Source organism: Sphingobacterium multivorum, from assembly GCF_900457465.1.
GTDB classification, from domain to species: Bacteria; Bacteroidota; Bacteroidia; order Sphingobacteriales; family Sphingobacteriaceae; genus Sphingobacterium; species Sphingobacterium multivorum.
The window spans coordinates 362,408-385,325 of the sequence record NZ_UAUU01000002.1 but is presented as its reverse complement, the minus strand read 5'-3'; the positions used below and the strand labels follow the sequence as shown (position 1 = coordinate 385,325).

Below are 22,918 nucleotides of genomic sequence, written 5' to 3'. Positions count from 1 at the left end.
ATTTTACTTTATTGTGTATCCTGTTCTTTTTCTTTTACAAGCAACTTCCATAGAAGTAATAAAGCATTCATACGGGTACGTTCGATGTTGATCAGTCTGTCGTTATCAAATTGAAACTTCTTGGTTAAAATTTCTTTTTTCCCGGCAACAGCCACCCAAATAGTGCCAACTGGTTTCTCAGCTGTTCCACCACCTGGTCCCGCTATTCCAGTTGTCGCAATAGCATAGTCGGAAGAAAATGCCTTTTTTGAACCGGAAGCCATTTCGATAGCAGTCTGCTCACTTACTGCTCCATATTGGATTAGTGTTTCTTCCTCGACGTTCAACAATTGTTGTTTTAACGCGTTGGAGTAGGGGATGGTACCACCAAGGAATATCGTGCTGCTTCCCGCTACAGCGGTTATTGAAGCGGCGAGGCTACCCCCGGTACAACTTTCTGCAGTAGTCAATGTAGCACCTCGGCGGCCAAGCTCTTTAATCAGATAGGGCTCGATGCTTGTGTCATAGTCCGCGATGACATGGTGTTGTAAACGATGGAGTAGCTTTGTTTTAAAAAGGGCAACCTGGAGCATAATGTCAGATTTATTCCTGCTTTTTCCAGAGAGTCTCAATCGGATAAAGGCCAAGGTTGGTAGATAGGCCAATTTTATGCTGGAAGGAAGTTCTGCTTCGATATCCTTTATTTCTTCTGCCAAATATGATTCTCCGATTCCGCCAACCAAAATGGTCTCGTGACAGATAAATAAGTCAGGATCCTGTTTGGCTAATAGGGGCAGCACATGTTTTTCCATCAGAAATTTCATCTCAAAGGGCACGCCAGGCATAAAAATAAACTTCTTTTGGTCCTGATGGACCAGCATGCCGGGCGCGGTTCCATAGTCGTTAAATAGGACCTCACAATTTGCTAAAACATCGGCCTGCTGTAGATTGATGTCGAGCATTTTTAGATTGCGCGATTCAAATATGTTGGTCACATGCCGAAGTACATGCTCATCGCGGATCAAGGTGGTTCCAAAATATGCTGCGGCGGTTTTTTTTGTCACATCATCTTTCGTCGGGCCCAGGCCTCCAGTGATTAAAATAAGATCTGCCCGCGTTGAAGCCTCTTTCAATGTCGTTGAAATAGCCTCTTCAGTATCAGGGATCGATGTCATTTGAACGATATCGACTTCGAATTGGAGCAGTTGTTTGGCAATCCAGCCTGAATTGGTATCAATAATCTGACCGATGAGAATCTCATCGCCTATGGTAATAATCTCTGCTTTCATCTTTAAAATAATTATGCGACACATCCCTACGGTGAAAAATACATATGTGGGTATGTATCGTGTTTGATTTTCTCAATCTTCTGGTGTTAAAATGTCCATACGCTGGCGCCTAAAAAATGAAAATTCAATCCCAGAAGATTCAGTATATAAACTTACATAAAATTGCGACTCAACGAAATGTTTAAGATGTATTTGATGGAAGAAGTTTTTTGAAAAGAAACTGAAAATTCTTTTTGGCCAATATGAATATAACATTTCAAAAAAAAAGCAGTTATTTTAAAAATAACTGCCTCCTGAACTGGCTCTTTTTGTGAGCTTAAGATCTTGTAAGATCGATGCCTTGGCACGAATGGTGACGTTGTAGCTTCGGAACCGCCCAAAAGGCATCCAGCCAAATGACATATCCCAACAATGCAGATCGCGATAGATATTGAAAGAGGTCATGACCACTTCCTTCTGTTTGAAATCGTACCCCGATTGAAAGGTGACTTTCCATTTTGGCGTAACACTGAAGTCGCCATGTAAATTCAATGTGCTTGTGATCTGGCTCTGCATTCTTCGTGTACTGGAGTTGAACGATTTTGCCATAGTGAAACTGAACGATGCCGCAAGGTTCCATGGGATGTTAAAGTCCACAAATGCGTTTGGATCTGAGCTGATTCGAGCTAAGGCTTGTGCCTGTTCGGGAGTCATACCCGCTCCTGTCATTTCTTTTCTTAAAGAATCAATATTGTTATTACGTGATTTCGCAGCCTTAGGATTCAGACTATAGTCAAAGGAAAGACCAAAGTTTGTCAGGCGCGCAAGGCTACCGTCTTTAATGGCGTAGCGATTGACACGGACACCATTTTCGTTGACCGAATAAGGATCAAATGTACCGTTGAAGTTTACATTCATCTTTTGGTCGAAAAAAGCTGTACGGCCAGAGAATGTAATTGGGGACAACTTTAGCGAGTCGGCCACAAAGTTGTAATTTCCGCTGAACGTCAAACCTTGAAGAATTGGGATTTTCTTTAAGCCACCATCTGTGGTGTCGGATTTACTTTTGACCTTTGCTTCGATGTTATTGTCAATGGAAAAACCTATCCCTGCAGATTTTCCTGCAGAAGGAGATCCGTAGACACCCTGACTAAAGATTGAGTATACATTTCTGTTTCCATATTGATCGTTATAATGCTGATAGAAACCATATCTTGGATCCGAAAAATCGGGTCTATAGTTCAGGTTGATCGACGGTGTAACGACGTGTCTGAGCTCCTGAAGCTTACCGATTTTCGGATAGTAATATCCATAAACCTTGGTCGAAAGTCCGGTCGAAACAGAGTAATCGTATGCCCGATTGAATCCCTGAACGGTATCGATACGTTGTTTATAACCTGCGGCAGTATTGTCGATGCTTTGTCGTGTACTTTGTAAATACCAACGCTCGGTATAGTTTACACTGGTGTTGAACTGAAAATATTTAAAAGCATTGAGTGATAAACTGATTGGAATATTGTGTTGGAAACCATTTTGGAATTTTTTGAACCCCCCTGGTTTAAATAACAATGTATCAATGGTGCTTACCGAGTTTTGTGCTTGGAAACTATAACCGACATTGATGCGTTGATACCATTTTTGTTCACCGACACGGTCTTTGCTGTCAAATGGATTGAAAGAGGATACGTTTAAGCTGATGTTGGGTAAACTCATCTGTATACTGCGCGTAGCCATATCCTGATTATGCGTTAAGCTGGCCGTGAGGTTTACCTTGCCATCGGCAAATACTTTTCCATAACTGATGGACGATCCCATACGGTTACGTGCAAGATTTTCATAGGTGTTTTGTGTACTTCCGGTTCCGGTATTTTGAAAGAAAGAACTTGTACCAAAGTTAACACTTGCAGAGAAAGATGTTCCTGGATTGGCTTCCTGGCGTTGAGTATGGTTCCAAGTGACATTAAAATCCTTATTGGAGCCATAATTAGATGTTCCTTCAATACCCGTTTTGGTATTGGCATAACGGATATTAAAACCACCGTTAAATTTATAGTTGACGGTATAGCGCGTATTGATGGACGCTTCCCATGAACCTTTAGAATACAAGGAACCTCTAATCTCACTGTCCCAGTAATCGTTGAAGGCCAAATACCAACCGATATCCCGCATCGAGAATCCTCTGGTATAATCTTCCCCAAAAGATGGGAAGAGAAAACCAGATGCTCTTTTATCTGGTTTTGGGAAAAACGCAAATGGAAATGCCACCGGCATAGGTACACCCATCACCACAAGATAAGCCGGACCGGAAATAATCTGGTTTTTAGTGACAATTCCTTTGGTGATATGAATGCCAAAATGGGTATGTGGATAGGGTAGATTACAGGTACTATATAATCCCTTGTATATCGACATTTCGTCGTAGATATTCTTTCGCACAATATTGGCCTGGATAAATCCACCATCAACTTCGGTCATAATACCGTAGGTATTTCCCTCTTGTTTTTCGTAATCGTAATAGAGTGAATCTACGGTTTTCGGTGATTCACCATTTCCCATAATGACGATCGGACGCCCCACATATTTACCACTTTTATCATAGATCCCCGAAGCAAAAATCTTTTTCTTGTTTCGGTCAAGACGGATGTAATCGGCAGAAAGTTCAAAATCTTGATACTTTACCTTTGCGCCGCGATAAAGGTGACTGATATTCTTGGCAACTTCAGATTTCTGCGAGTCAACCGCAATAATACTCACCTCGGCCTGCAAGCCACTTTCTTTTTTCTTGGTTGTATCGTTTACAGATTTGGTCGTATCTGCAGTTTTCGATTTACTCGTATCTTGCGATTTATTGGTCGCCGAAATAGGATCTTTACGTTGAAGTCCGTTCTGTTTTAATGGAATATTACTTTGAGCAAAGCTAGCATTGCTCATTGCAAGAATGATAAATAGTGTTAAAATGTTGATTAACGACTTCAAAATTAAAGACAAATGTTATTTTTGTGAAATAATGTTAAACTTCGAGAGACAAAATTAGTCAAAAAAGCAATAGAAAATATGTTAAATATCGTTATCTATTAAAGAAATAATATTGACGCATTTTGATTCGTTTATAGTAGAGCAAATAATTATTCAATGAAATCAGATTTAAGAATTAGAAAATGGTGTAGCGTTGTGTTCGCTACTTTGGGATTTTTTTTATTGAATTCTTTCACATTAAACAATGGGCAAGCAGTGCCTCCAGACTACCAAATAAAAACGATTGTAATTGATGCGGGCCATGGCGGTAAAGATACCGGAGCACAAGGGCGGCGATCGTTGGAGAAAAATGTAGCACTTGAAGTTGCGTTAAAATTGGGAAAGCAGATTCAGAAAGATATTCCGGGTATCAAGATCATCTACACGAGAACGACGGATGAATTTGTTGAGCTTTACAAACGTATTCGCTTGGCGAATGCCAATAAAGCAGATTTATTTATTTCAATACACTGTAATTCCAGTGGTGCTAGCGCACATGGTACCGAAACATTGGTCTCGGGTTCGCATCGTTTGGGACAGCAAGATGCTGCAGTTCGTGAAAATGCGTCCTTGTTACTGGAATCAAACTATAAAGAAAATTATCAGGGATTTGATCCAAAAGACCCTGAAAGTGCTATCATCTTCTCCTTGATGAAAAACCGATTCCGTGAAAAAAGTATTCGTCTGGCGCAGATGATTGAAGGTGAGTATGTGAAGGCAGGGCGATATAGTAGAGGATTCTGGGAGAAAGGCTTAGCTGTATTGGCTGAAGCAGGTATGCCCGCTGTGCTTACAGAAATTGGCTTTATTAGTAATAGAGAAGAAGAGAGCTACCTATTGTCTGATGAAGGGCAACAGGAAATTGTCAATAATTTAGTTTCGGCTCTGAAAATTTATAAAAATTCTGTAGAACGCTAAACAGATTTGCTTTTATGCTGTTTTAAACTTAAATTAATGATCATTACTAAATAGATTATTTGTGAAAATTTCAAACGAGACAAAAGTCGGCATATTAGCAACAGTTGCGATAGTTTTATTATTTATTGGCTATAGCTTTCTAAAAGGAAATGATGTTTTTAGCAGCGACAACACATATTACACAACTTATGAAGCTGTCGATGGCCTAACTCCATCAAAACCTGTTTTAGTAAATGGTTATCAAATCGGTCGTGTATCAAAAATGATTCTCCTACCTGATGGCAAAATAAAGACAGAGTTCAAAATACACTCCCATTATGACGTTCCAAAGAATACAATTGCGCGGATTTCAAGCACAGATTTGTTGGGAAGTAAGGCCATTGTTTTCGAAATGGGCAACAGTAAGGAATTGGCAAAGGATGGGGACTTTTTAGCTTCAGGTGTCCAACCGAATATTATGGATAAAGTTGAACCCATTCAAAAACGGATCGAAACAATTACCATTAAACTGGATTCAACATTATCGGTTGTCAATAATGTCTTAGACAAACAGTTTCAGGATGACTTTAAAAGAAGTATTCATAGTATTTCTACTTCTTTGAAAAATGTAGAAGGCATCACCAAAGATGTCGAAGGTCTAGTGGGGGATGAAAAGGGGAGACTCAATCGAATCATGGCCAATCTCGAATCAATTACATCCAATTTTTCACAAAATGGCGAGAAAATCAATGCGATCATGTCTAATCTGAATAATATTACCGATAAGGCCGCCCGATTGGATTTTGAACATACCATGAACAAAGTAAATGCCGCAGTCAATGATTTTCAGGAGATCACGGGAAAAATCAATAGTGGTAAAGGATCTATTGGTTTATTGTTAAATGACGAAGCGTTATATAATAATCTCAATAATGCTTCAAAGGAAATGGATAATTTGATGAAGGATGTGAAAGAGAAACCCGGGAAATATATCAAACTTTCCATCTTTGGAAAAAAAGGCGAGAAATAGATTTCAGCAATCAGATCAAATAGGATACATAAAAAAGCCTGCATATTGCAGGCTTTTTGTTTTTATATGTACACTCCCTGAGTAACGCTTTTTGGAATTTAAACAGGTGAAGGCCGACTTTGTCAGTTGCGAAAATACCTGATTTTACAAGCGGATTTTGCACACCTCGTTATAAAGTTTCCTTAAGCCAGGTAAAGAATTCTCTTTGCCAAACTTGTGCGTTTTGTCCTGACAGTACCCAGTGATTTTCATCAGGTAGATAGACCAGGCGGCTCTTAATTTTTTTGAGTTGAGCCAATTGGAATGCCGCTAACCCTTGTCCGATTGGAACACGATAATCTTTTCCGCCTTGAAAGATTAAAATTGGCGTGTGCCAATTATTTGCTTTTTCAATGGGGTTGAATGCGGTATAGGATTTCTCATTTTTGCTATCCCAGTACGCCCCACCCAGTTCGTGGTTGGCAAAAAAGAGTTCTTCTGTGGTACCGTACCAGCTTCTCATGTCGAATAAACCATTGTGCGCAATGAAAGTTTTGAAACGGTTTTGATGCACGCCAGCTAGCTGATAAACCGAGTACCCACCATAACTAGCTCCAATCGCCGCACGACGAGTTGTATCTACATAGGATTCTTTGGAGATATCGTCTATCGCTGTCAAGTAATCTCGGATTGGCTGACCGCCCCAGTCCTGAGAAATGGCTTCATTCCATTTTACACCCCAGCCAGGCATACCCCTGCGGTTTGGAGCGATGACAATATAGCCTTGTGATGCGATCAATTGTAAATTCCAACGGAAGGAGTAAAATTGCGTCAGGGCAGATTGAGGGCCACCTTCACAGTAAAGTATGGTTGGATATTTTTTTGCAGGGTCAAAGTTTGGCGGATAGATTACCCATGAAAACAGATCTGCTCCATCGGATGCCTTTGCGATACGTTTTTCAATTTTGTTTTCGCTGATGCTTGCATATTTTGCATCGTTGACTTTAGTGACCGGAGTTAAAGATTTGGTTTTTAGATCAAAGCTGAAGATTTCTGTTGCACGGGTAAACTTTGTCGAGCTAACGATTAATTTGTCAGCTACTTGGCCTACAATACCGGTGATGTCAAAGTCACCTTCTGAAATTTGATGTATTTTTGGTAAACTTTTAGCTTTGATATTGGTCGGTACTTCAAGTTCAAATAATTGAACTGTGCCTTTCGTTGCAGCTGTAAAATAGATTTTCCGGTTGTCATTGCTCCAGATAAAACTATTGACGGTACCATCCCAATGTGCTGTTAGGTTAAGTCGAATCGAGCTATTCTTATCAAATAGCATGATGTCATTTTTGTCCGATTCATAACCATCGGTCTTCATGCTGAGCCACGTTAGGCTTTTCCCATCGGGAGAATAGGTTGGGGCTGTATCATACCCATTCATTCCTTCTGTCAGGTTAGACGTCGTTCCGCTAGCGAGATCATAGCGATAAATATCGGTATTGGTACTGACAGCATAATCTGTTCCGAATTTCTTTTTACAGACATAGAGCACTGCCTTGCTATCGGGAGACCAGGCAAAATCTTCTGCGCCACCAAATGGTGCCTGAGGGCTGTAGAAAGCTTGATCCTTTAATAGGTCTACCGGCTCGCCAACTTTACCATCAATATAACTCGCCACAAAAGGATGACTGAATTTGCCATCATTGAAGGTATCCCAATGTCTGTAGTCTAAGTTGTCATAGATATAAGCGTCCGACTTTGGTAGTTCGGGATATTTATCTGTGCTGTGGTATTTTTTTACGAGCACGGACTGGCTGAAGAGTATTTGTTTTCCATCAGGAGAAAACTTTACATTTTCTAAAGCAATATCGCCATTCGTCAATTGAACTGCTTCACCCTTAGATAGGTTCTTCTTCCATAACTGCCCCTTTAACAAATAAATGACGTCGCCATTTGGTTCGATCTGAACGACTGTTTCACCACCTTTTTGGTCGGTGAACTGACTGCCAGTCCCGTTTGTGAGTGAAACTGTATAGAGATTTTTTTCACTTGAATTGCTCTCCAGATTATAATTGGAAACACCGTATACCAATGTTTTGCCGTCTGCAGAAAGTCCTTCGGCCGAAACACGACCAAGGTCCCAAAGTGTAGTTGGGTTGATCGGTTGTGGCGATTCCGACACTAATTTGGAGTTATTTTTTCCGTCTTTGCTTTCTTGCGCATTGCTTAGGTTACACGCCATAATCGCTAATGTAAGTATTGTAAGTTTTTTCATCTGTTTAAACATATCTATGCCGCTGAAAAATTTCTTCGCAAGTTACAGAATTTGGTCATAAATGCTAAGTCGAGTAAAAAAATAGCCATCTCTTTCATTTAGAAATGGCCTATTAGAATTGTAAATTCTTATTTTTTTAATAGTATCTGAATTAATACCCAATAAAGTCGAAGACGTTGTTTATTGATCCACATGGCTATTATCAAATTGATACCAGTTTATTTTTGTTGAAACGCGCATCAAAATCGCCAAAATGATAAAGATGCCAATTGTTCCAGTGATAAGGGAATAATCCCGAAGTTGCATGAGGATATAGATAAAAAGATAAAATAAAGCCAGAATAGAACTCAGCAATAGCGCCGATTTCTGGTCTTTGGTAATTGATTTAATGAAACTGCCAATCAACATAACTGTAGCGACTGAAGCCGTTAAGTAAGCTAGATTAAATCCAATATGCTCGGATAGCGCGAGCAGCAATGTATAGAAAAGAACCATCGCTGCTCCAATCAGAATATATTGGATGATATGGATCCGTTTTTTCTTGATCACCTCGGTGAATAGGAGCGAAGTAAAGGTCAGGATGATAACTAAAATACCATATTTGGCGACCCGTGTTGTTTTTTGATAGTTATTGATATCTGGTAGGAAGTTAATTGTAATCATGTCTGCGTTATCCAATAGGTTATTTGCAGAGGCAATTGTAGTGCTGACGGCTTGTGCTGGCTTTTGCTCATTGCCCTCATTTCCATTTTCGAGGTTGTTATCGAACTGAAAGATCGAACGGGCATCGCCTGTCCATTGTTGCGGCAGCTTCCGACTGAAAGAAGGGATTTCCCAGGAAGCCGAAAATTGGAGGTTTCGGTATTACGTTTGCCCGGTAAGAATGCACCTGTGAAACTTGGATTAGCCCAGTTACCCTTAGCCTGGATGTTTGTCTGATCACCCAGCGGAAGAAAATTCAATGATTTGGATCCTTTTAGATTTAGTTTTATCTTAAAACGATTGTCTGTTTTCTGCGGATCCAAAGGTACAGGACAGACTAAATTTTGCGTAAATAATTTGAGATTATTAAAGTCTGGGTCGAAAGTCAATTCATTGCCATCCCAATTCAAGGATGGGCGCTTGCCTAAGCCTTTAAAATCCTGGATGCCGAAAATAAGCTTACTGCCTTTCCAGTCAATTTGCTCATTTGGGATCTCGAGTTTTTCTAGGGATATTTTGTCAAAAGAACCGTCTAATGTGATGTTGCTGTTGTAAACTACGGCATTATAAATACCTCGAGAGAGATGCTGTGGCGTTATATCGGTTGTGATATTGGATGTTTTGGGTGAGACAAATATCCATTTCAGCTCCTCTCTAAGGTTCGATTTTTCGGCTTTTTCGGCAGAAAGTGGTATAGTCTCGCGATAGGGGATAGCCAACACAGGACTGGAAATAACCTGCTCCTTTCCCCAGTTTAATGCAATACCGCCAGAAACTTCCTGTTCCCTATTTTTCCGTTCTTCTGTTAAATCGCTTATTAACGAAAGTGGAATGAGCAATATCAGGGAAAGAAAGAAAATGACAAATAACTTTAGGACAGTGGAATTACTGATTTTCTCAAAAAATGACGATTGCTCTATCGGTGATGAATTGTTGTAGTCCATGATTTTAGTTGTTTAAATCTATTTGAATATTTTTACTGTATAAGGCAATTTGAAGCTCCGTTAATTGCCAATGAAGGATTTCTTTAAATTCTAAATGATGGAAGTTTTGGAGCGATCGACCTTTCTGAAAATGTCTTTTGTAATAACCGAAATGCTCGGGAAATAAGATTCCGCCAATAAAAATCATTGCCATAAGATAGAGGCTGATCTTTCCATTACCAAGTAAGAGGAATTGCATGGCAATTTCATCTTGTATCTCTGTTCCGGTTTCAGTCAGGATATGAAATACATCGTGATTTTCCAGTTTGGGCATGACATCGAAACCTTTACTTTCATAAAAGAGCCCCAGATTATGGCCAATGCTTCCAACGGGGTAGGTCATAAAATTTGCCTTAGATATTCCCCAAGCTTTTTTGTTCCATTTAAAGATGTCTGCATATACTTTGGAAGACCAATTATAGAGGTGCAGCATCAGTTTTAATCGAATTCCTTTCATTTAATCATGTTTTAAAAGTACTTTGATTTTCAAAGTAAATGAATAAAAAAATTATTTGTATTGTTGCTTTATTAAATTTTCAAGTGCAATAAGGTGATTTTCAAAGGCTTTAAGTCCTTTTGTCGTTCTTTTGTATCGGGTGTTCGGCTTCCGGTCTACAAAGCTTTTTTCGACACTAATGTATTCCTCTTTTTCCAATGTTTTTAGGTTGGAAGCAAGGTTACCGTCGGTTACATCCAACAATTCTTTCAATGAATTAAAATCATATTCTTCATTGGCAGCGAGAACACTCATAATTTGGAGGCGAACCCTGTTTTCAAATATTTTGTCATATAAGGAAAGATCTAATTTCACGATTCGTACTTTTTGTAAACGATAAAACCATAGATGATGTGTAGCACACCAAATCCTAATCCCCACAATAATAAGCCGTTGTCCGGGAAGCATATACCAATCAAACCCAGGCAGATTTCCAGTATACCCAGGCCTTTTGCTTCGGCAAAGGTATATATGCTACCCGCAGTCAGTGCCAGTCCATAAAAGATCAGGAGCATAGCAGCAATCAGCTGGTAGTAGCCTTGGACAAAAAACAACAAGGAAATCATGCCACCCGTTAGTAAGGGGATTGAAACTGCAAATAAAAGAGATTTGCTTGTAATGTTCCAAATCGACTGCTTATTTTTTCTCGCTTTTTTACGTGCCATTAGCCAGCCGGTTACCAGGGATGATAAGAGGACGATGAGCGCAATCATTAAAAACAGTAGGGGCTTATTCAGATTTTCGCCCAAGAGTAGCGCGGTACTTTCGGGTTGCTGTAGAATATAGTATCCCAATAGTGTTCCCAGCAAAGCATAACAGCCCATGAGTACACCTGATAATCCGCTTATTGAAACAAATTTGGACGATTTTTCCATTAATGATCTGATCTGTCCAAGTTCTCTAAATAAATCTTTCTGCTCCATAAAAGTACTTTGATATTCAAAGTAAATGAATAATAATGAATTATGCAAGGGGTTGGGAGAATATTGAAAAAAAATAAAAAAAAGAGTAGAAAATACTTGCAGGATATAGGTTTGGTTTCTATCTTTGTGGCATCAAAAGAAATCCTAATGCGGAAGTGGCGTAATTGGTAGCCGCACCAGACTTAGGATCTGGCGCCGCAAGGCGTGGGGGTTCGAGTCCCTTCTTCCGCACTTGATGTCCTCCCGAACTTAAAACCTCGGGAGGATTTTTTTATGAATGCGATATAGCTAAAAAGAGTATGAATATTTCACACGAGAATGTAGATGCAATCAATGCGGTAGTCAACGTCGCATTAGCACCTGAAGATTATAATCCTCAAGTCGACAAAGAGATTAAAGCGCAAGCTAAAAAAGCAAAATTACCAGGTTTCCGTCCAGGTCAAGTTCCTGTGGGACATATCAGACGTACTTATGGTAAATCTATTTTATTTGATGAGATCAATAAATTAGTGAATGAGAAAATCACCAATTATATTGCTGAAAATAAATTAGAAGTTTTAGGTCAACCACTTCCTTTGGAAGATGATGCACAATACAGCTGGGATTATAAAGACAATTTCAACTTCAAATATGAAATTGGTCTTGCTCCTGCTTTTGAATTGCCTTTTACTGCTGAGACTGAATTTACTTCGTACGAAATCAAAGCTGATGAAGAGACATTGGCAGATCGTATCAAGAACTTGCGTCGTAGCTATGGAAAAATGACTAATCCAGAAGTATCTGAAGAAGGTGATGTATTATATGCAACATTGAAACAAGATAAAGAGGAAGGTCTAGAAAAAACAACTTCTATCCGCACAGATATCGTAGAAGATGCTAAGATCAAAAAATCATTAGTTGGTCTTAAAAAGGACGATGTTGTTAAGATTGATGTTAAAAAAGCATTCAAAACTGAAGATTTAGCACGTATCTTAGGTATCACTGAAGAGGAAGCAACTGCTTTAGACGTCACTAAATTTGAATTGACTGTTAAGAATATCAACCGTTTAGAGGAAGCTGATCTTAACCAAGAATTTTTCGATAAATTATTCGCAGAAGGTGAAGTAACAGAAGAAGCTCAATTCACAGAAAAAGTGAAAGAAGAAGTTGAGAACTTATTCAAACAAAATTCAGATCAAAGATTACGTAATGATATGTATACTTTTGGTATGGAGAAAGTTGATGTATCTTTCCCTGAAGAATTCTTGAAAAGATGGTTGAAAGCAACTAACCCAAGCATTTCTGAAGAAGAATTGAACGAAGGTTTTGCTGACTTCTTGAACAACTTGAAATGGACAATCATCGAAAACCGCGTTGTTACTGAAAATGGTCTTGAAGTTAAATATGATGAAGTTATCAATTTAGCAAAAGAACGTATCTACGCGCAAATCAAGATGTATAACATCAACGAAGAACCTTCTGATGAGCAGTTGAACCAATTTGCAATTCAATTGTTGCAAGATAGAGAGCAAGGTAATCGTTTGTTCGAAGAAGCTAAAGCTTTAAAAGTATTTGATCACTTGAAAGGTTTAGTGAAATTGAACGCTACGGACATTGAATACAAAGAATTCGAGAAATTAGCATAAGCGAATTTTTTAAATAAAAAAAAGTCCTTCCATTTATTTGGAGGGACTTTTTTTATTGCGGTGCAGCCTGGTAGCGGCTTATGCACAATTCGTTTATAGTTGTTCAGATTATCCACCGACCGCCAGTGTCGGCAGTTATATGGAGCTGGAAAGGTCGACTGGTGGAATCGAGGCAGAGCTCAGAATAGGGGCAATGCGGTTGGGATTAAAGGTGGACTGCCAGAATTGAAAGAAGCCTACTGGAATGGCAAGAGACCTATTGAAATAGCAAAGGGATTATTCAGCAAGCTTAATTGACCTTGCTTTTCTTTGTTTCAACAGGAGCTGTTGTAATCGTCTTCTTACCAAAAGGGAATAGCCTTTTCAAGAACTCCGAGAAGGTGTTGAATTCTTGCCGATAGAGTAGTCCGAAAGCACTAATATATTCGCCGTCATTGGGGCTAAGAAGAAAGTTGCGTGTATTTAGGCGATTGGAAGCACGTAGGACCAAGCGTCCATCCTTTCTTAAATAAAACATAGCCTCGGCATCGGTTGAGACCCGATCCGAAAACACATTCAAATCTGTTAGCGCCTGACTTCTACGGTCGGAGATACCGCCTGTCAAAACAAGTCTGTCGTTGAATAAACGTAGTGAGGCAGATGCGTCATTTAAAGATTTGATATTAATATCAAAGAAATTGATGTTTAGCGATTGGGCTATGATGTTGTTGATTTGGTTGAATGCTATTTCAGTTCCTGCAGATAGCAAAGTGTTATTGACTTCTTTACCAAAGTCTGTCTGTGTGCCAGGTGTAAAACTTCGTCTCACGATTAGACTAAGCGCCTGTTGATTGACATTGTTGGCATCTGAAAAGTATCCCTGCAGTTCATCCTTAACTCCGGGGTTTTGCGGAAAGTTGATGTCAAACGTGATTTCCGGCTGACTTAACTGCCCTTTTAGGATCATATCGGCCTGTGCCAATACACGTTCAGGGTTTTCTTCCCGGCCTGCAGCATTATACAACGGTGCTAAGCTTGTTCTTTGTTGGTAGATGGCATTGATATTAATGTTCGCTTCAGTTGGGTTTCCCGCCCATCGTACTGTTCCGCCTTCTTTGAGATCAAAAATCTTGTTGATATAATCTTGAGCGGTGAAATTGAATTTTCCGCTGTTTATAATAAAATCCCCAAACATTTCAAAATCTCCCAATGAAGATATCCGCATGTTGAGATTGCTATTTCCCCTTCCTGATAACTCGCCCATACTGGAGAATAGATTTATTTCTGCATTCGGGTTGATAAAGAGGTCCATATTCATCGTCAGACCGTTGAAATCTCGTTTCTTAACGTTTTTTCTTCGTTTGGTCGAGTCTTTCTCAATAAAGTAGATAAACTCCGTATCTGATATTGTACTGGCACTATTAAAGGGAATGTTAATAACGGTGTTTTCTTCGGATTTAGCCCGTATATTGATATTCATGGCAGACGTTAGTCCTTTAAACTGAAAAAGTGCCCGAAGCGTAAGCAGTGCCATAATATACATTATTGTCCTTTATTGTGGTATTTAATACCAGGAAATTCTTCGTCTCTGCAGTTACATCGATATCGGGATCACTCAGTTTGTTGAGATCTACAACGCCATCAATGGTTGCTATATTGTTTTTGGGATCGTATACTTTTAGCCCTGTGAGAAAAAATTCGGTTATTGGTAACCGCAATTTCGTCAGAAAGTCGGTAGGGTGTTTTGAGGTAATTGATAACCATCGAAGCATTATCCAATTTTCCGGAACCCGTAATTTTGGGGTTCAGGATATCGCCTTCGATATCGAGGTCTGCATTGACCTTGCCCTGAATATTGGATACCAGGCTTCGTAAAAAGGGCTGGAAAACAAACACATCTGTGTTTACGAGTTTAGCTTTGAGATTAAGCTTATTGTTTTCACTTAAATGGTTATAGGAACCTTGTAACTGAATTAATTTATTTCCTTCCTCTATCTTGCTGTCTAGTTTTACCAGTTGATTCTCGGGGTCGTAGTTGGCACTCAGGGCTAGTGAGCCGATGGGAATATTGTTATAGAGGATAGGTGAAGTTTTTATATTGGCTACAACAAATGGAGCTTTGAATACAGAATTAACTTCAAATATTTCCGTTTAAGTTGCCGGAGAGATTGATACCATGGGGCTTGGTAATACCGTTTAAGGATGTAAGATTAAAGTCCTGAAATTTGAGATTGATCTGATCACTGACTTCGTTTGACAGGATGCCATCGATATGAACATTTTGTTCGTCATGACTCAGCGTCAGTTTTTTCAAAGTACCATTTTCCTTTCGATATTTTCAATTGCGCATCATTATTGACAAGCCACCGCTCTCTATTGATTAAGATATTCGATGGATAGAAATTGATATAAGCAGGTTTGGCATGGGCAAAGCGTATGACGCCATTAAGATCCAGACTATTGCTTGCTTCAAGTTCCGACATTTTGATGTTAAATTGTAAACTGTCGTTTGCCAAGGTATTTGAAATATTGACGTTTTTAATATAGGTACTGTCGGTGAAATTGATGCGATCGATGGAGGTCTGCAATTCCATATTTTTCAAATTGGCATTTTGATCCACAATCAGGTGAGTTAGTCGAATACCATTGTATTTGAATTCGGGTGCGTAAAAATTAAAACTGGCCGTTTGTTTTTCACTTTCAAATTTTGCATTGAGTGTAGCGCCGCTGTCTAAAGCAATGTCCTTTCGGAAGAATGTTGCGATTGGTTTAAAAGAAGTTATATTAATATTCAGGTCAAAGTCCTGGCGATTAAAAATGTTGTTTTCAAACCCGATTGCCGGAGCGTATCGCATGGCTAAAGCTTTAAAATAAGGAACGATTGTATTGAGGTCTATTCTTCCTTTGAGATCAATGTGTCCGATAGCCGACTGCAAGGTAAGGGAGCGTGCATTTTCATCTCCTTCGGCAAGGAAATTGATATCGCGGATGACGAATTGACCCTTAGAGGAAGTGAAATTGACACTGTCTGATTTAAATTCACCGGTAATATTATTGATGTTGTCCCCAATTAAACTGGTGTGGAATTTCGTGTTAATAATATTGATGGAATCCCCCTGAAAGAAGTTGAGTTTTTTTAGATTAGCTTGTTGGATATCAGCATCCAAGTGATAGTTGGGTTTGAAAGACCAATCGATATCTGTGGTAAACTGTAGTTTTAAATTTGGATCATATATTTGCCCTGAAGCAAGAACTAACTGTTTAGCTGTATTTCCTTCAATTTGTATATATTGATAGCTGTAATTCTTGAAATTGAAATTGCTGAGATCTCCTTTTATCTTTAAGCTCAGTTTCTTGGGGTCGATACCTGTTCCGTCAACCTGTAGGTTGAAGCCTGTAGTTCCCAGATCTTTTAGTTTTGTTATCCTACCTACATCGAACTTTTTAGATTGAAAATTTCCCGCATATTTTATTTCCTTCTGGATATCCAATAAGGCGTCCGCCTCAACATTACCGATTGCAGTCGTGAATACTCCCTTGGTCTTAAATTTATTGTATAGGCCATTTAGGCTACCTTTGAATGAAAATTTGTCGAATATCTGGACAATTTCAGGGAGTTTAAAATTTTTTAGATTTCCGAGATCGCTAATAACGTCATTTAAGTCTTTGTGCTCAGATGAAATTACTACACTGGGAACAATAAATTTAGTTTTGTCAATATCAGGTAGACCGATAATCTGAAGCTTACCTGCCAAACTGGTTTTTTTTCCAATTGTTAAATCGACCTGTGATGCGTTGATGGAAGATACCGTTCCTTCTAAATTTGCGCGCTTGATATTCACGTCAAATTTGACTTGGTGCATAGGAGAGGAAAAGAAAGCAATATCCTCGGAGTGAATACGGGAGTCCCGAGCACGAAGTTTTACATGAACTTTATTGATGAAGTCCGAAAAATCGTCAAAGCTGTTGTAGCTAAGCTTGATGTAATTTTTGAATGTAGAACGGTTGGTGGCTAGCATAAGCTCGCTGAGTTCAATGCTTGTCTTGCTTACTGTCGTTTGTCCAAGAAGACCTTTGATCACTAGACCTTTCTTTTCGCGCAGATTGAATGTCTTTATGTTCGCCGAAATTTGATTGGAATCTATTTTTATCTTATCAAAATGGGCGTTAAGTTTGGAAATACCTAAATCTCCAAAATCGACCACTTTATTGTAATGCTTACGTCTATGGTTAACATAGCTAAATGTATTGTTCTTAATAATCAGTTCCTTTATATCGAAGATGATTTTTTTTGAACTTTTCTTTTTTTCTTTTTTAGGTGGGTTAAAGTAACGGATTAAAAATGAGATATTGGAGCTGTCCTGAAATTGCTCAAAAGTGGCTTCGGTATCTTCAATGGTTAGTTTGTTGATCACAATTTTGTTCAATTCAATGAATTGAGAAAGGTTGACGTTGGCTTCTAACCTTCCTGATTTTAATATTTCTTTTCCTTGTGGACTATAGAGTTGAAAATCTTCTACTACAATAGATTTAAAAGGTTTGAAATAGATGCTTTTGAGGCTTATTTTAGTGTTTAGTTCGTTGGATAAATAGTCGACAGCTTTTTGGGGCAACATAATTTTGTACCGGTTTCAACTGTAGTGATAACGCCAATGCAAGCAGTATAATGAATATACTACCAAGGACTATTGACACTATTTTAATTATTTTTTTGATACTTTTGTATTAAAATTTATTACCTCAAGCTATGGCTATTATTTTAGGGATTGAATCCTCTTGTGATGAAACCTCCGCTTCTATCTGTATTAACGGTGAAATTCATTCAAATGTTATTGCAACTCAGGCAATCCACGCAAAATATGGTGGAGTGATTCCCGAGCTTGCTTCACGTGCTCATCAACAAAATATTATTCCAACAGTGGAAGAAGCCATTCGCCAAGCAAAAGTAAGCAAAAATCAAATAGATGCAGTGAGTTTTACGCGGGGGCCTGGATTATTAGGTGCACTTTTGGTTGGAACATCATTTGCAAAATCATTTGCACTTGCACAGAATATCCCTTTAATTGACATAAATCATATGCAGGCGCATATCCTGGCTCATTTTATTGAGGATCCGAAGCCGAATTTTCCGTTTTTATGTCTTACTGTTTCTGGTGGTCATACGCAAATTGTATTGGTGAAAGATTATTTTGAAATGGAACTTTTGGGAGAAACATTGGATGACGCGGCAGGGGAGGCTTTTGATAAAACAGCTAAAATCCTGAATCTACCTTATCCCGGTGGACCGCTTATCGATAAATTTGCAAGAGAAGGTAATTCAGCCGCTTATAAGCTGCCCGAACCACAGATTCCAGGTCTTAATTTTAGTTTTTCAGGATTGAAAACTGCGATATTGTATTTGGTTCAAGATCAATTGAAGCAGAACCCAGATTTTCTGACACACCATATGGCCGACTTATGTGCTAGTGTACAATCGCGTATTGTATCAATCCTACTGAATAAATTGAAGAAAGCAGCAAAGGAAACTGGTGTTAAGGATATTGCCATCGCGGGTGGCGTTTCGGCGAACTCTGGCCTGAGGCAAAGCTTAATTGAAATGGGCGAGAAATACAATTGGAGGGTGTTTATTCCAAAATTTGAATATTGTACCGATAATGCAGCGATGATTGCTATTGCAGGTTATCACAAGTTTTTAAAGAAAGATTTCGTTGGTCAGGACGTTGCTCCTATGGCTAGGATGCATCTGTAGTTAATACGGGTATATGAGTTTCCCCGGACACTGTCCTTCGGTGCCGGGGAAACTTAAACTTGTTTATTTATAAGGGGGAACTGTACCCATAAGCTTGTGCCGCAGAGGTAAATAAATTTTTCTTTGGCTGGTAAAAGTTCAGTTCATAACCCTCAGCACCCCAAAAAATGCTGATAAAACTAATTCCTTGCTCAGAACGCAATACGGTTAGTATCTGAAAAGCCTCGTTGTCAAACTGACCGCCATCATCAACACGCCAAGTGCTGATATCATCGTATAAAGCCGGGAAATCCAAATTGATCAGCTGTTCGTCCTTTGCGTAGGAAAATACAGCTAAAGCAGAGTCTTGTTGATTTTCAAACACCGTAAGATTAAACTCGGACTGATCACTGAGGATCGCAACTGTCGTACTTTTATTAATCTTCCTATTGTATTTCTTTTCAAGCTGCTCCTTGATCTCTGGAGAAGTTTCTTTTTGAACTTTTGTAAACTTCTCAATTTTATACTGATCTATAAAAGCTTTGTTGACAAGCATACCAAATTCGCCAGACTTGATCGCGTCACTAATTTTAAATAACGAACCTTCACTATTCGCAAAGTTCTGGGCGGTCTGTCTTCCGTTACTCTCTTTGTTGTCCATTTTATTCTGAACAAATTCTAGCGGGCTTACCTGATTTTCCACAATCACATAGTTGTATTTTTCAGGTCCTTCCATCGCTTGATCCATAGGTAAAGCGATAAGCGAATCTTTTTGTTGGCTTAAAAAACCAAAATATGGCGAAATAGTCTTTTCCTTGTTTTCGTGCTTGATTGCAGTTTTGGATTGATTTTGATTGTTCCCGCAAGCATACAATGTAAGTAGAAAAATAGCTGAAAAAAGTGACTTCATAAGTATTTTGAATTTTTTTGTGAAATATAAGGCTTTCGCTCATCATAATGAAAAGATTTAAACTTTAATGTTATGATGAACTCTAAATTGAATATCTACCGCAAAGAATGGCTGGACGTTATTTTTGCTGGTCGCAACAAAATGTACGGTGCTTACGAGTTGCGAAATCTCTCTGATAGAGCAACAAATATGGGGTTAGGAATTGTTGTTTCTTTTGCAGTTTTGCTGATTGCAGGATCCTATACATATAATAAATATTTTAAGCAAACTGTTCCGGCCGTGATTTATGAAGTACGAGATATTGGACCCGACATGCTGGAAGAAATTCAAAAGAAGGTGGAGGAAAAAGAGGAGGTTCCTGAAGAACCTGTTATGATGCAGGAAAAAGCCCCGCAGCAGGTTGCCCAAGATGTATCCAAATTTGATTTGGTTCGGATGCCCGATATAAAAGTGACCGCAGCGAGCAGAGTTACCGAAGAGCTTGTGAGTCAGGATGAGTTGAAAAACCCCAATACAATGACCTCAAGGATCACATTGAAAGCAAGTCCATCGGGGACATATATTGCGCGCGGTGAATTTGGTTCTTCAAAAAGAGATGGTGATATTACTGGTTATAAAGATGGTTCATTATCGGGAGGCGGAACTGATGATAATGCTAACAATACATTTACATCAGTAGAAATTATGCCAACACCTGTGGGGGGACTGCCTGCTTTTATGAAGTGGATCGCCGAGAATTACAACTTTCCACAACAGGCCTTAGACCAAGGAGTTTCGGGTGTTATAGAGGTTTCTTTTGTCGTTGAGAAAGATGGATCACTGACAGATATTGCTGTTAAACGTGATATGAAATTTGGTACGGGAGATGCTGCTATAAACTTATTGAAGAAAGCGAAAAAATGGAAACCAGGAGTGCAAAACGGGCTTAAAGTACGTGTAGCGTATACTTTACCGATTCGTTTAAGTGCTGTCTCCCAATAAATGCTTCTTAACTTTATTTAACAGATCATCAATTAAACTTTCGATAGCCGAGACGACTCTTACTGATAAATAAGTTGAAAATGAGTACTTATTAAAAAGAATGATTGTTGGTTTTATAAAAAATAAAGAAATGAAAAAGTTGATGTTAAGTTTGGCGCTATCTGGATTGATTTTAGCCGGTTTCGCTCAAGAAAAAAAAGATGTTAAACCAGAAATGAAAGAAGTGCAAGCTTCTATGCATAAACATAAAACAGGAAGAATGCACGATAGTTTTAAAAATAAAACTCCAGAGGAAGTTGCTAAAATGAAAACTGATCGCATGGATCAAAAGTTGAAATTTACAGATAAACAGCGTAAAGATATCTATGCTTTTAATTTGAAGCAAGCAAAGGACCATCAGAAATTAGCTGCTGAACGCCAAAGAATATCGAGCAAAAGTGAAAAAACAACGTGTGGCAGAACATGAAAAAATGATGGGAATGTTAACTCCAGAGCAACAAAAAACGTTAAAGGATTCCTATGCTGAAAATCGTAAAATGCACAAAGAACATTGGAAAAGAGACAGACAGCTGAAAAGAAAGGACTTTAGAAAAGGAGAAGTGAATAAAACAAATGATGCTGAAGTAAAAGCTTCATAACAATTAAACAAGGATAGTTTTCATATTAAATAGTGGTGAGTGTTAGTAGAGGAGGGAACCATTGGTTCCCTCTTTCTTTTTTGTTATTCTTTATTTTTTTGATGTTCTTTCCATTGTTTAGAGAAAGATTTATCGGCCAATTTGGGTAGCTCTCGTTGATCTCCCCAGGTTTTCTGAAAGAATTTCTTGAGGAAGAAATTCTTGAATTTTCCGCCAAAGAAATCAATCAGTTTTCTTCGCATTATCCCGTAGGTGAACCACTGCCAGACTTTTTGTTCCGTTTTTGTTGCCAGACCCTGATCAACTGAATCTTTTCTGTTAACGAGAAGCATGCGCTGTATGTCAATACCCACGGGGCAGACCTCGGTGCATTTTCCGCAGAGTGTGGAGGCGTAGCTCAGGTGTTTGAATTCCTTCATGCCATTTAAATGTGGCGATATGAGCGATCCAATTGGGCCCTGATAAGTCGTTTCATAGGTATGTCCACCGATGTTCTGGTAGATTGGGCATACATTTAAACAGGCTCCGCAACGAATGCAGTACAAACCCTGACGTTGTTCTTTTTGCGCTAAGAGCTTGCTGCGGCCATTGTCAAGCAGTATAACATACATTTCTTCGGGCCCATCTGATTCATAAGGCTGTTTTGGCCCAGTGAGTAGCGTATTGTATACTGTTAGATTTTGACCCGTGCCATGTGTGGACAGGAGTGGCCAAAAGACTTCTAAATCTTGTACATTGGGAATGATTTTTTCTATTCCAACGACGGCGATATGTGTTTTGGGGAAGGTCGATGTCAATCGGGCGTTTCCTTCATTTTCGGTAATTGCTATACTTCCAGTTTCGGCAATTAAGAAATTGGCTCCAGTAATCCCAATTTCTGCCGATAGGTAACGATCTCGAAGTAATTCACGGGCCTTCATTGTAAGTTGCTCCGCAGATGCATCTAGTGGTGTGTCAAATTTCTCGTGAAAAAGCTTGGCAATATCTTCCAGGCTCAAATGCATAGCCGGTGTAACAAAATGATAGGGCTTTTGATCCAGCAGCTGGATGATATACTCGCCAAGATCAGTTTCTATGGCTTCAATATTTTTGGAGGCCAGAAAATGATTAAGCTCGATCTCTTCTGTCGCCATCGATTTTGACTTTACGACAGATTTTGCTTTTTTACGTGCAATGATCGAATAGATTTCGTCCAAGGCTTCCGTAGCATCATTGGCCCAGATTACTTTTCCGCCTCGAGCCGTGAAGTTTGCTTCAAATTGCAACAAATAGCGATCGAGATTTTCCATGACCTTCCATTTGATCAGGTTCGCTTTTATCTTACTATTTTCAAGGTCCGCAAATTTGCTCTTGCCTTTTTCGAAAGCCATGCTGTATTTGTCGATATTGTAATTGATAATATCGCGGTGTTTGGTGTCAAATGCTTTTTGCGCACTTTCCTTAATAAACGTATTAGCGGTACTCTCTGTCATCTAATCTGCTAATTTTTCACAAAAAAAAGTTGGTAAAAATT

The 22,918-nt window shown here is 39.0% G+C and carries 20 protein-coding genes, 1 tRNA gene and 1 pseudogene; 9 read left to right on the top strand and 13 right to left on the bottom strand.

Going from position 1 to position 22,918, the window contains the following annotated elements; all coding sequences use genetic code 11:
- Window positions 1–8: 8 nt before the first annotated feature.
- The gene (locus DTA23_RS01855; RefSeq protein ID WP_112373666.1) at window positions 9–1,268 is read right to left on the bottom strand and encodes a competence/damage-inducible protein A; all 1,260 of its coding nucleotides are present in this window, start codon (window positions 1,266–1,268) and stop codon (window positions 9–11) included.
- Window positions 1,269–1,544: 276 nt separating this feature from the next.
- Window positions 1,545–4,178 (bottom strand): putative LPS assembly protein LptD, encoded by a 2,634-nt coding sequence (locus DTA23_RS01850; protein ID WP_239468806.1) that lies wholly within the window; start codon window positions 4,176–4,178, stop codon window positions 1,545–1,547.
- A gap of 201 nt (window positions 4,179–4,379) precedes the next feature.
- Between DTA23_RS01850 and DTA23_RS01845 the strand changes: the two genes are divergently transcribed.
- Together DTA23_RS01845 and DTA23_RS01840 are read left to right on the top strand one after the other, a co-directional pair.
- The gene (locus tag DTA23_RS01845; protein WP_046673952.1) at window positions 4,380–5,180 is read left to right on the top strand and encodes an N-acetylmuramoyl-L-alanine amidase family protein; all 801 of its coding nucleotides are present in this window, start codon (window positions 4,380–4,382) and stop codon (window positions 5,178–5,180) included.
- A gap of 61 nt (window positions 5,181–5,241) precedes the next feature.
- Window positions 5,242–6,189: an MlaD family protein gene (locus tag DTA23_RS01840; protein ID WP_046673953.1), complete on the top strand. Its 948-nt coding sequence runs from the start codon at window positions 5,242–5,244 to the stop codon at window positions 6,187–6,189.
- Between the two features lie 169 nt (window positions 6,190–6,358).
- Here the strand turns inward: DTA23_RS01840 and DTA23_RS01835 are convergent, their stop codons facing one another.
- From DTA23_RS01835 to DTA23_RS01815, 5 genes and pseudogenes are all read right to left on the bottom strand, one after another.
- On the bottom strand, window positions 6,359–8,440 hold the full coding sequence (locus DTA23_RS01835) for a S9 family peptidase (protein ID WP_112374040.1): 2,082 nt from the start codon (window positions 8,438–8,440) through the stop codon (window positions 6,359–6,361).
- 180 nt (window positions 8,441–8,620) lie between these two features.
- Window positions 8,621–10,086, bottom strand: a pseudogene (creD, locus tag DTA23_RS01830) (cell envelope integrity protein CreD).
- A gap of 4 nt (window positions 10,087–10,090) precedes the next feature.
- Window positions 10,091–10,582, bottom strand: coding sequence for a hypothetical protein (locus tag DTA23_RS01825; protein ID WP_070564903.1), 492 nt, complete (start codon window positions 10,580–10,582; stop codon window positions 10,091–10,093).
- A 51-nt stretch (window positions 10,583–10,633) separates the two neighbouring features.
- Entirely contained in the window at window positions 10,634–10,936 is a 303-nt protein-coding gene (locus DTA23_RS01820) for a winged helix-turn-helix domain-containing protein (RefSeq protein ID WP_046673956.1), read from the bottom strand.
- Window positions 10,933–11,544, bottom strand: coding sequence for a hypothetical protein (locus DTA23_RS01815; protein ID WP_070564906.1), 612 nt, complete (start codon window positions 11,542–11,544; stop codon window positions 10,933–10,935). The genes DTA23_RS01820 and DTA23_RS01815 overlap by 4 nt, the downstream gene beginning before the upstream one ends.
- A 149-nt stretch (window positions 11,545–11,693) precedes the next feature.
- Here DTA23_RS01815 and DTA23_RS01810 point away from each other — a divergent pair.
- From DTA23_RS01810 to DTA23_RS01800, 3 genes are all read left to right on the top strand, one after another.
- Window positions 11,694–11,775, top strand: a tRNA-Leu gene (locus DTA23_RS01810).
- Window positions 11,776–11,843: 68 nt separating this feature from the next.
- The gene (locus tag DTA23_RS01805) at window positions 11,844–13,169 is read left to right on the top strand and encodes a trigger factor (protein WP_046673958.1); all 1,326 of its coding nucleotides are present in this window, start codon (window positions 11,844–11,846) and stop codon (window positions 13,167–13,169) included.
- Between the two features lie 99 nt (window positions 13,170–13,268).
- Window positions 13,269–13,466, top strand: coding sequence for a hypothetical protein (locus DTA23_RS01800; RefSeq protein ID WP_112373665.1), 198 nt, complete (start codon window positions 13,269–13,271; stop codon window positions 13,464–13,466).
- On the opposite strand, the gene DTA23_RS01795 is transcribed toward DTA23_RS01800, so the two are convergent.
- The 4 genes from DTA23_RS01795 to DTA23_RS01780 form a co-directional block, all read right to left on the bottom strand.
- The gene (locus tag DTA23_RS01795; RefSeq protein ID WP_172462292.1) at window positions 13,459–14,682 is read right to left on the bottom strand and encodes a translocation/assembly module TamB domain-containing protein; all 1,224 of its coding nucleotides are present in this window, start codon (window positions 14,680–14,682) and stop codon (window positions 13,459–13,461) included. The two genes, DTA23_RS01800 and DTA23_RS01795, sit on opposite strands and share 8 nt — an antisense overlap.
- Window positions 14,645–14,920, bottom strand: a complete 276-nt coding sequence (locus DTA23_RS28310) for a translocation/assembly module TamB domain-containing protein (RefSeq protein ID WP_112373663.1) — start codon at window positions 14,918–14,920, stop codon at window positions 14,645–14,647. Before DTA23_RS28310 ends, DTA23_RS01795 begins: the two co-directional genes overlap by 38 nt.
- 365 nt (window positions 14,921–15,285) lie before the next feature.
- A complete protein-coding gene (locus DTA23_RS27005) occupies window positions 15,286–15,462 on the bottom strand; it encodes a hypothetical protein (protein WP_172462291.1) in 177 nt (58 codons plus the stop codon).
- Window positions 15,437–17,764 carry a hypothetical protein gene (locus tag DTA23_RS01780; RefSeq protein ID WP_112373661.1) on the bottom strand — a complete coding sequence of 776 codons (2,328 nt, stop codon included), beginning with the start codon at window positions 17,762–17,764 and terminating at the stop codon, window positions 15,437–15,439. The genes DTA23_RS27005 and DTA23_RS01780 overlap by 26 nt, the downstream gene beginning before the upstream one ends.
- 131 nt (window positions 17,765–17,895) lie before the next feature.
- Between DTA23_RS01780 and tsaD the strand changes: the two genes are divergently transcribed.
- Window positions 17,896–18,897, top strand: a complete 1,002-nt coding sequence (tsaD, locus tag DTA23_RS01775) for a tRNA (adenosine(37)-N6)-threonylcarbamoyltransferase complex transferase subunit TsaD (protein WP_046673959.1) — start codon at window positions 17,896–17,898, stop codon at window positions 18,895–18,897.
- 67 nt (window positions 18,898–18,964) lie between these two features.
- Here tsaD and DTA23_RS01770 read toward each other — a convergent pair whose 3' ends face one another.
- Window positions 18,965–19,786 carry a hypothetical protein gene (locus DTA23_RS01770; protein WP_112373660.1) on the bottom strand — a complete coding sequence of 274 codons (822 nt, stop codon included), beginning with the start codon at window positions 19,784–19,786 and terminating at the stop codon, window positions 18,965–18,967.
- A gap of 72 nt (window positions 19,787–19,858) precedes the next feature.
- Here DTA23_RS01770 and DTA23_RS01765 point away from each other — a divergent pair, with 72 nt between their 5' ends.
- The 3 genes from DTA23_RS01765 (at window position 19,859) to DTA23_RS01755 (ending at window position 21,405) form a co-directional block, all read left to right on the top strand.
- Window positions 19,859–20,767: an energy transducer TonB gene (locus DTA23_RS01765; RefSeq protein WP_112373659.1), complete on the top strand. Its 909-nt coding sequence runs from the start codon at window positions 19,859–19,861 to the stop codon at window positions 20,765–20,767.
- A gap of 100 nt (window positions 20,768–20,867) precedes the next feature.
- Window positions 20,868–21,233, top strand: coding sequence for a DUF4890 domain-containing protein (locus DTA23_RS01760; protein ID WP_112373658.1), 366 nt, complete (start codon window positions 20,868–20,870; stop codon window positions 21,231–21,233).
- The gene (locus DTA23_RS01755; RefSeq protein ID WP_146752992.1) at window positions 21,220–21,405 is read left to right on the top strand and encodes a hypothetical protein; all 186 of its coding nucleotides are present in this window, start codon (window positions 21,220–21,222) and stop codon (window positions 21,403–21,405) included. The genes DTA23_RS01760 and DTA23_RS01755 overlap by 14 nt, the downstream gene beginning before the upstream one ends.
- Window positions 21,406–21,488: 83 nt before the next feature.
- Here the strand turns inward: DTA23_RS01755 and DTA23_RS01750 are convergent, their stop codons facing one another.
- Entirely contained in the window at window positions 21,489–22,877 is a 1,389-nt protein-coding gene (locus tag DTA23_RS01750; RefSeq protein ID WP_112373656.1) for a LutB/LldF family L-lactate oxidation iron-sulfur protein, read from the bottom strand.
- Window positions 22,878–22,918: the final 41 nt, after the last annotated feature.

Bases quoted from the DNA above. Each gene is read 5' to 3' on its own strand.
- DTA23_RS01770 (WP_112373660.1), bottom strand. From the start codon at position 19,786: ATGAAGTCACTTTTTTCAGCTATTTTTCTACTTACATTGTATGCTTGC.
- DTA23_RS01750 (WP_112373656.1), bottom strand. From the start codon at position 22,877: ATGACAGAGAGTACCGCTAATACGTTTATTAAGGAAAGTGCGCAAAAA.
- DTA23_RS01765 (WP_112373659.1), top strand. From the start codon at position 19,859: ATGATGAACTCTAAATTGAATATCTACCGCAAAGAATGGCTGGACGTT.
- DTA23_RS01825 (WP_070564903.1), bottom strand. From the start codon at position 10,582: ATGAAAGGAATTCGATTAAAACTGATGCTGCACCTCTATAATTGGTCT.
- DTA23_RS01855 (WP_112373666.1), bottom strand. From the start codon at position 1,268: ATGAAAGCAGAGATTATTACCATAGGCGATGAGATTCTCATCGGTCAG.
- DTA23_RS01795 (WP_172462292.1), bottom strand. From the start codon at position 14,682: ATGGCACTGCTTACGCTTCGGGCACTTTTTCAGTTTAAAGGACTAACG.
- DTA23_RS28310 (WP_112373663.1), bottom strand. From the start codon at position 14,920: ATGCTTCGATGGTTATCAATTACCTCAAAACACCCTACCGACTTTCTG.
- tsaD (WP_046673959.1), top strand. From the start codon at position 17,896: ATGGCTATTATTTTAGGGATTGAATCCTCTTGTGATGAAACCTCCGCT.
- DTA23_RS01835 (WP_112374040.1), bottom strand. From the start codon at position 8,440: ATGAAAAAACTTACAATACTTACATTAGCGATTATGGCGTGTAACCTA.
- DTA23_RS01760 (WP_112373658.1), top strand. From the start codon at position 20,868: ATGATTGTTGGTTTTATAAAAAATAAAGAAATGAAAAAGTTGATGTTA.
- DTA23_RS01845 (WP_046673952.1), top strand. From the start codon at position 4,380: ATGAAATCAGATTTAAGAATTAGAAAATGGTGTAGCGTTGTGTTCGCT.
- DTA23_RS01805 (WP_046673958.1), top strand. From the start codon at position 11,844: ATGAATATTTCACACGAGAATGTAGATGCAATCAATGCGGTAGTCAAC.
- DTA23_RS01815 (WP_070564906.1), bottom strand. From the start codon at position 11,544: ATGGAGCAGAAAGATTTATTTAGAGAACTTGGACAGATCAGATCATTA.
- DTA23_RS01780 (WP_112373661.1), bottom strand. From the start codon at position 17,764: ATGTTGCCCCAAAAAGCTGTCGACTATTTATCCAACGAACTAAACACT.
- DTA23_RS01850 (WP_239468806.1), bottom strand. From the start codon at position 4,178: ATGAGCAATGCTAGCTTTGCTCAAAGTAATATTCCATTAAAACAGAAC.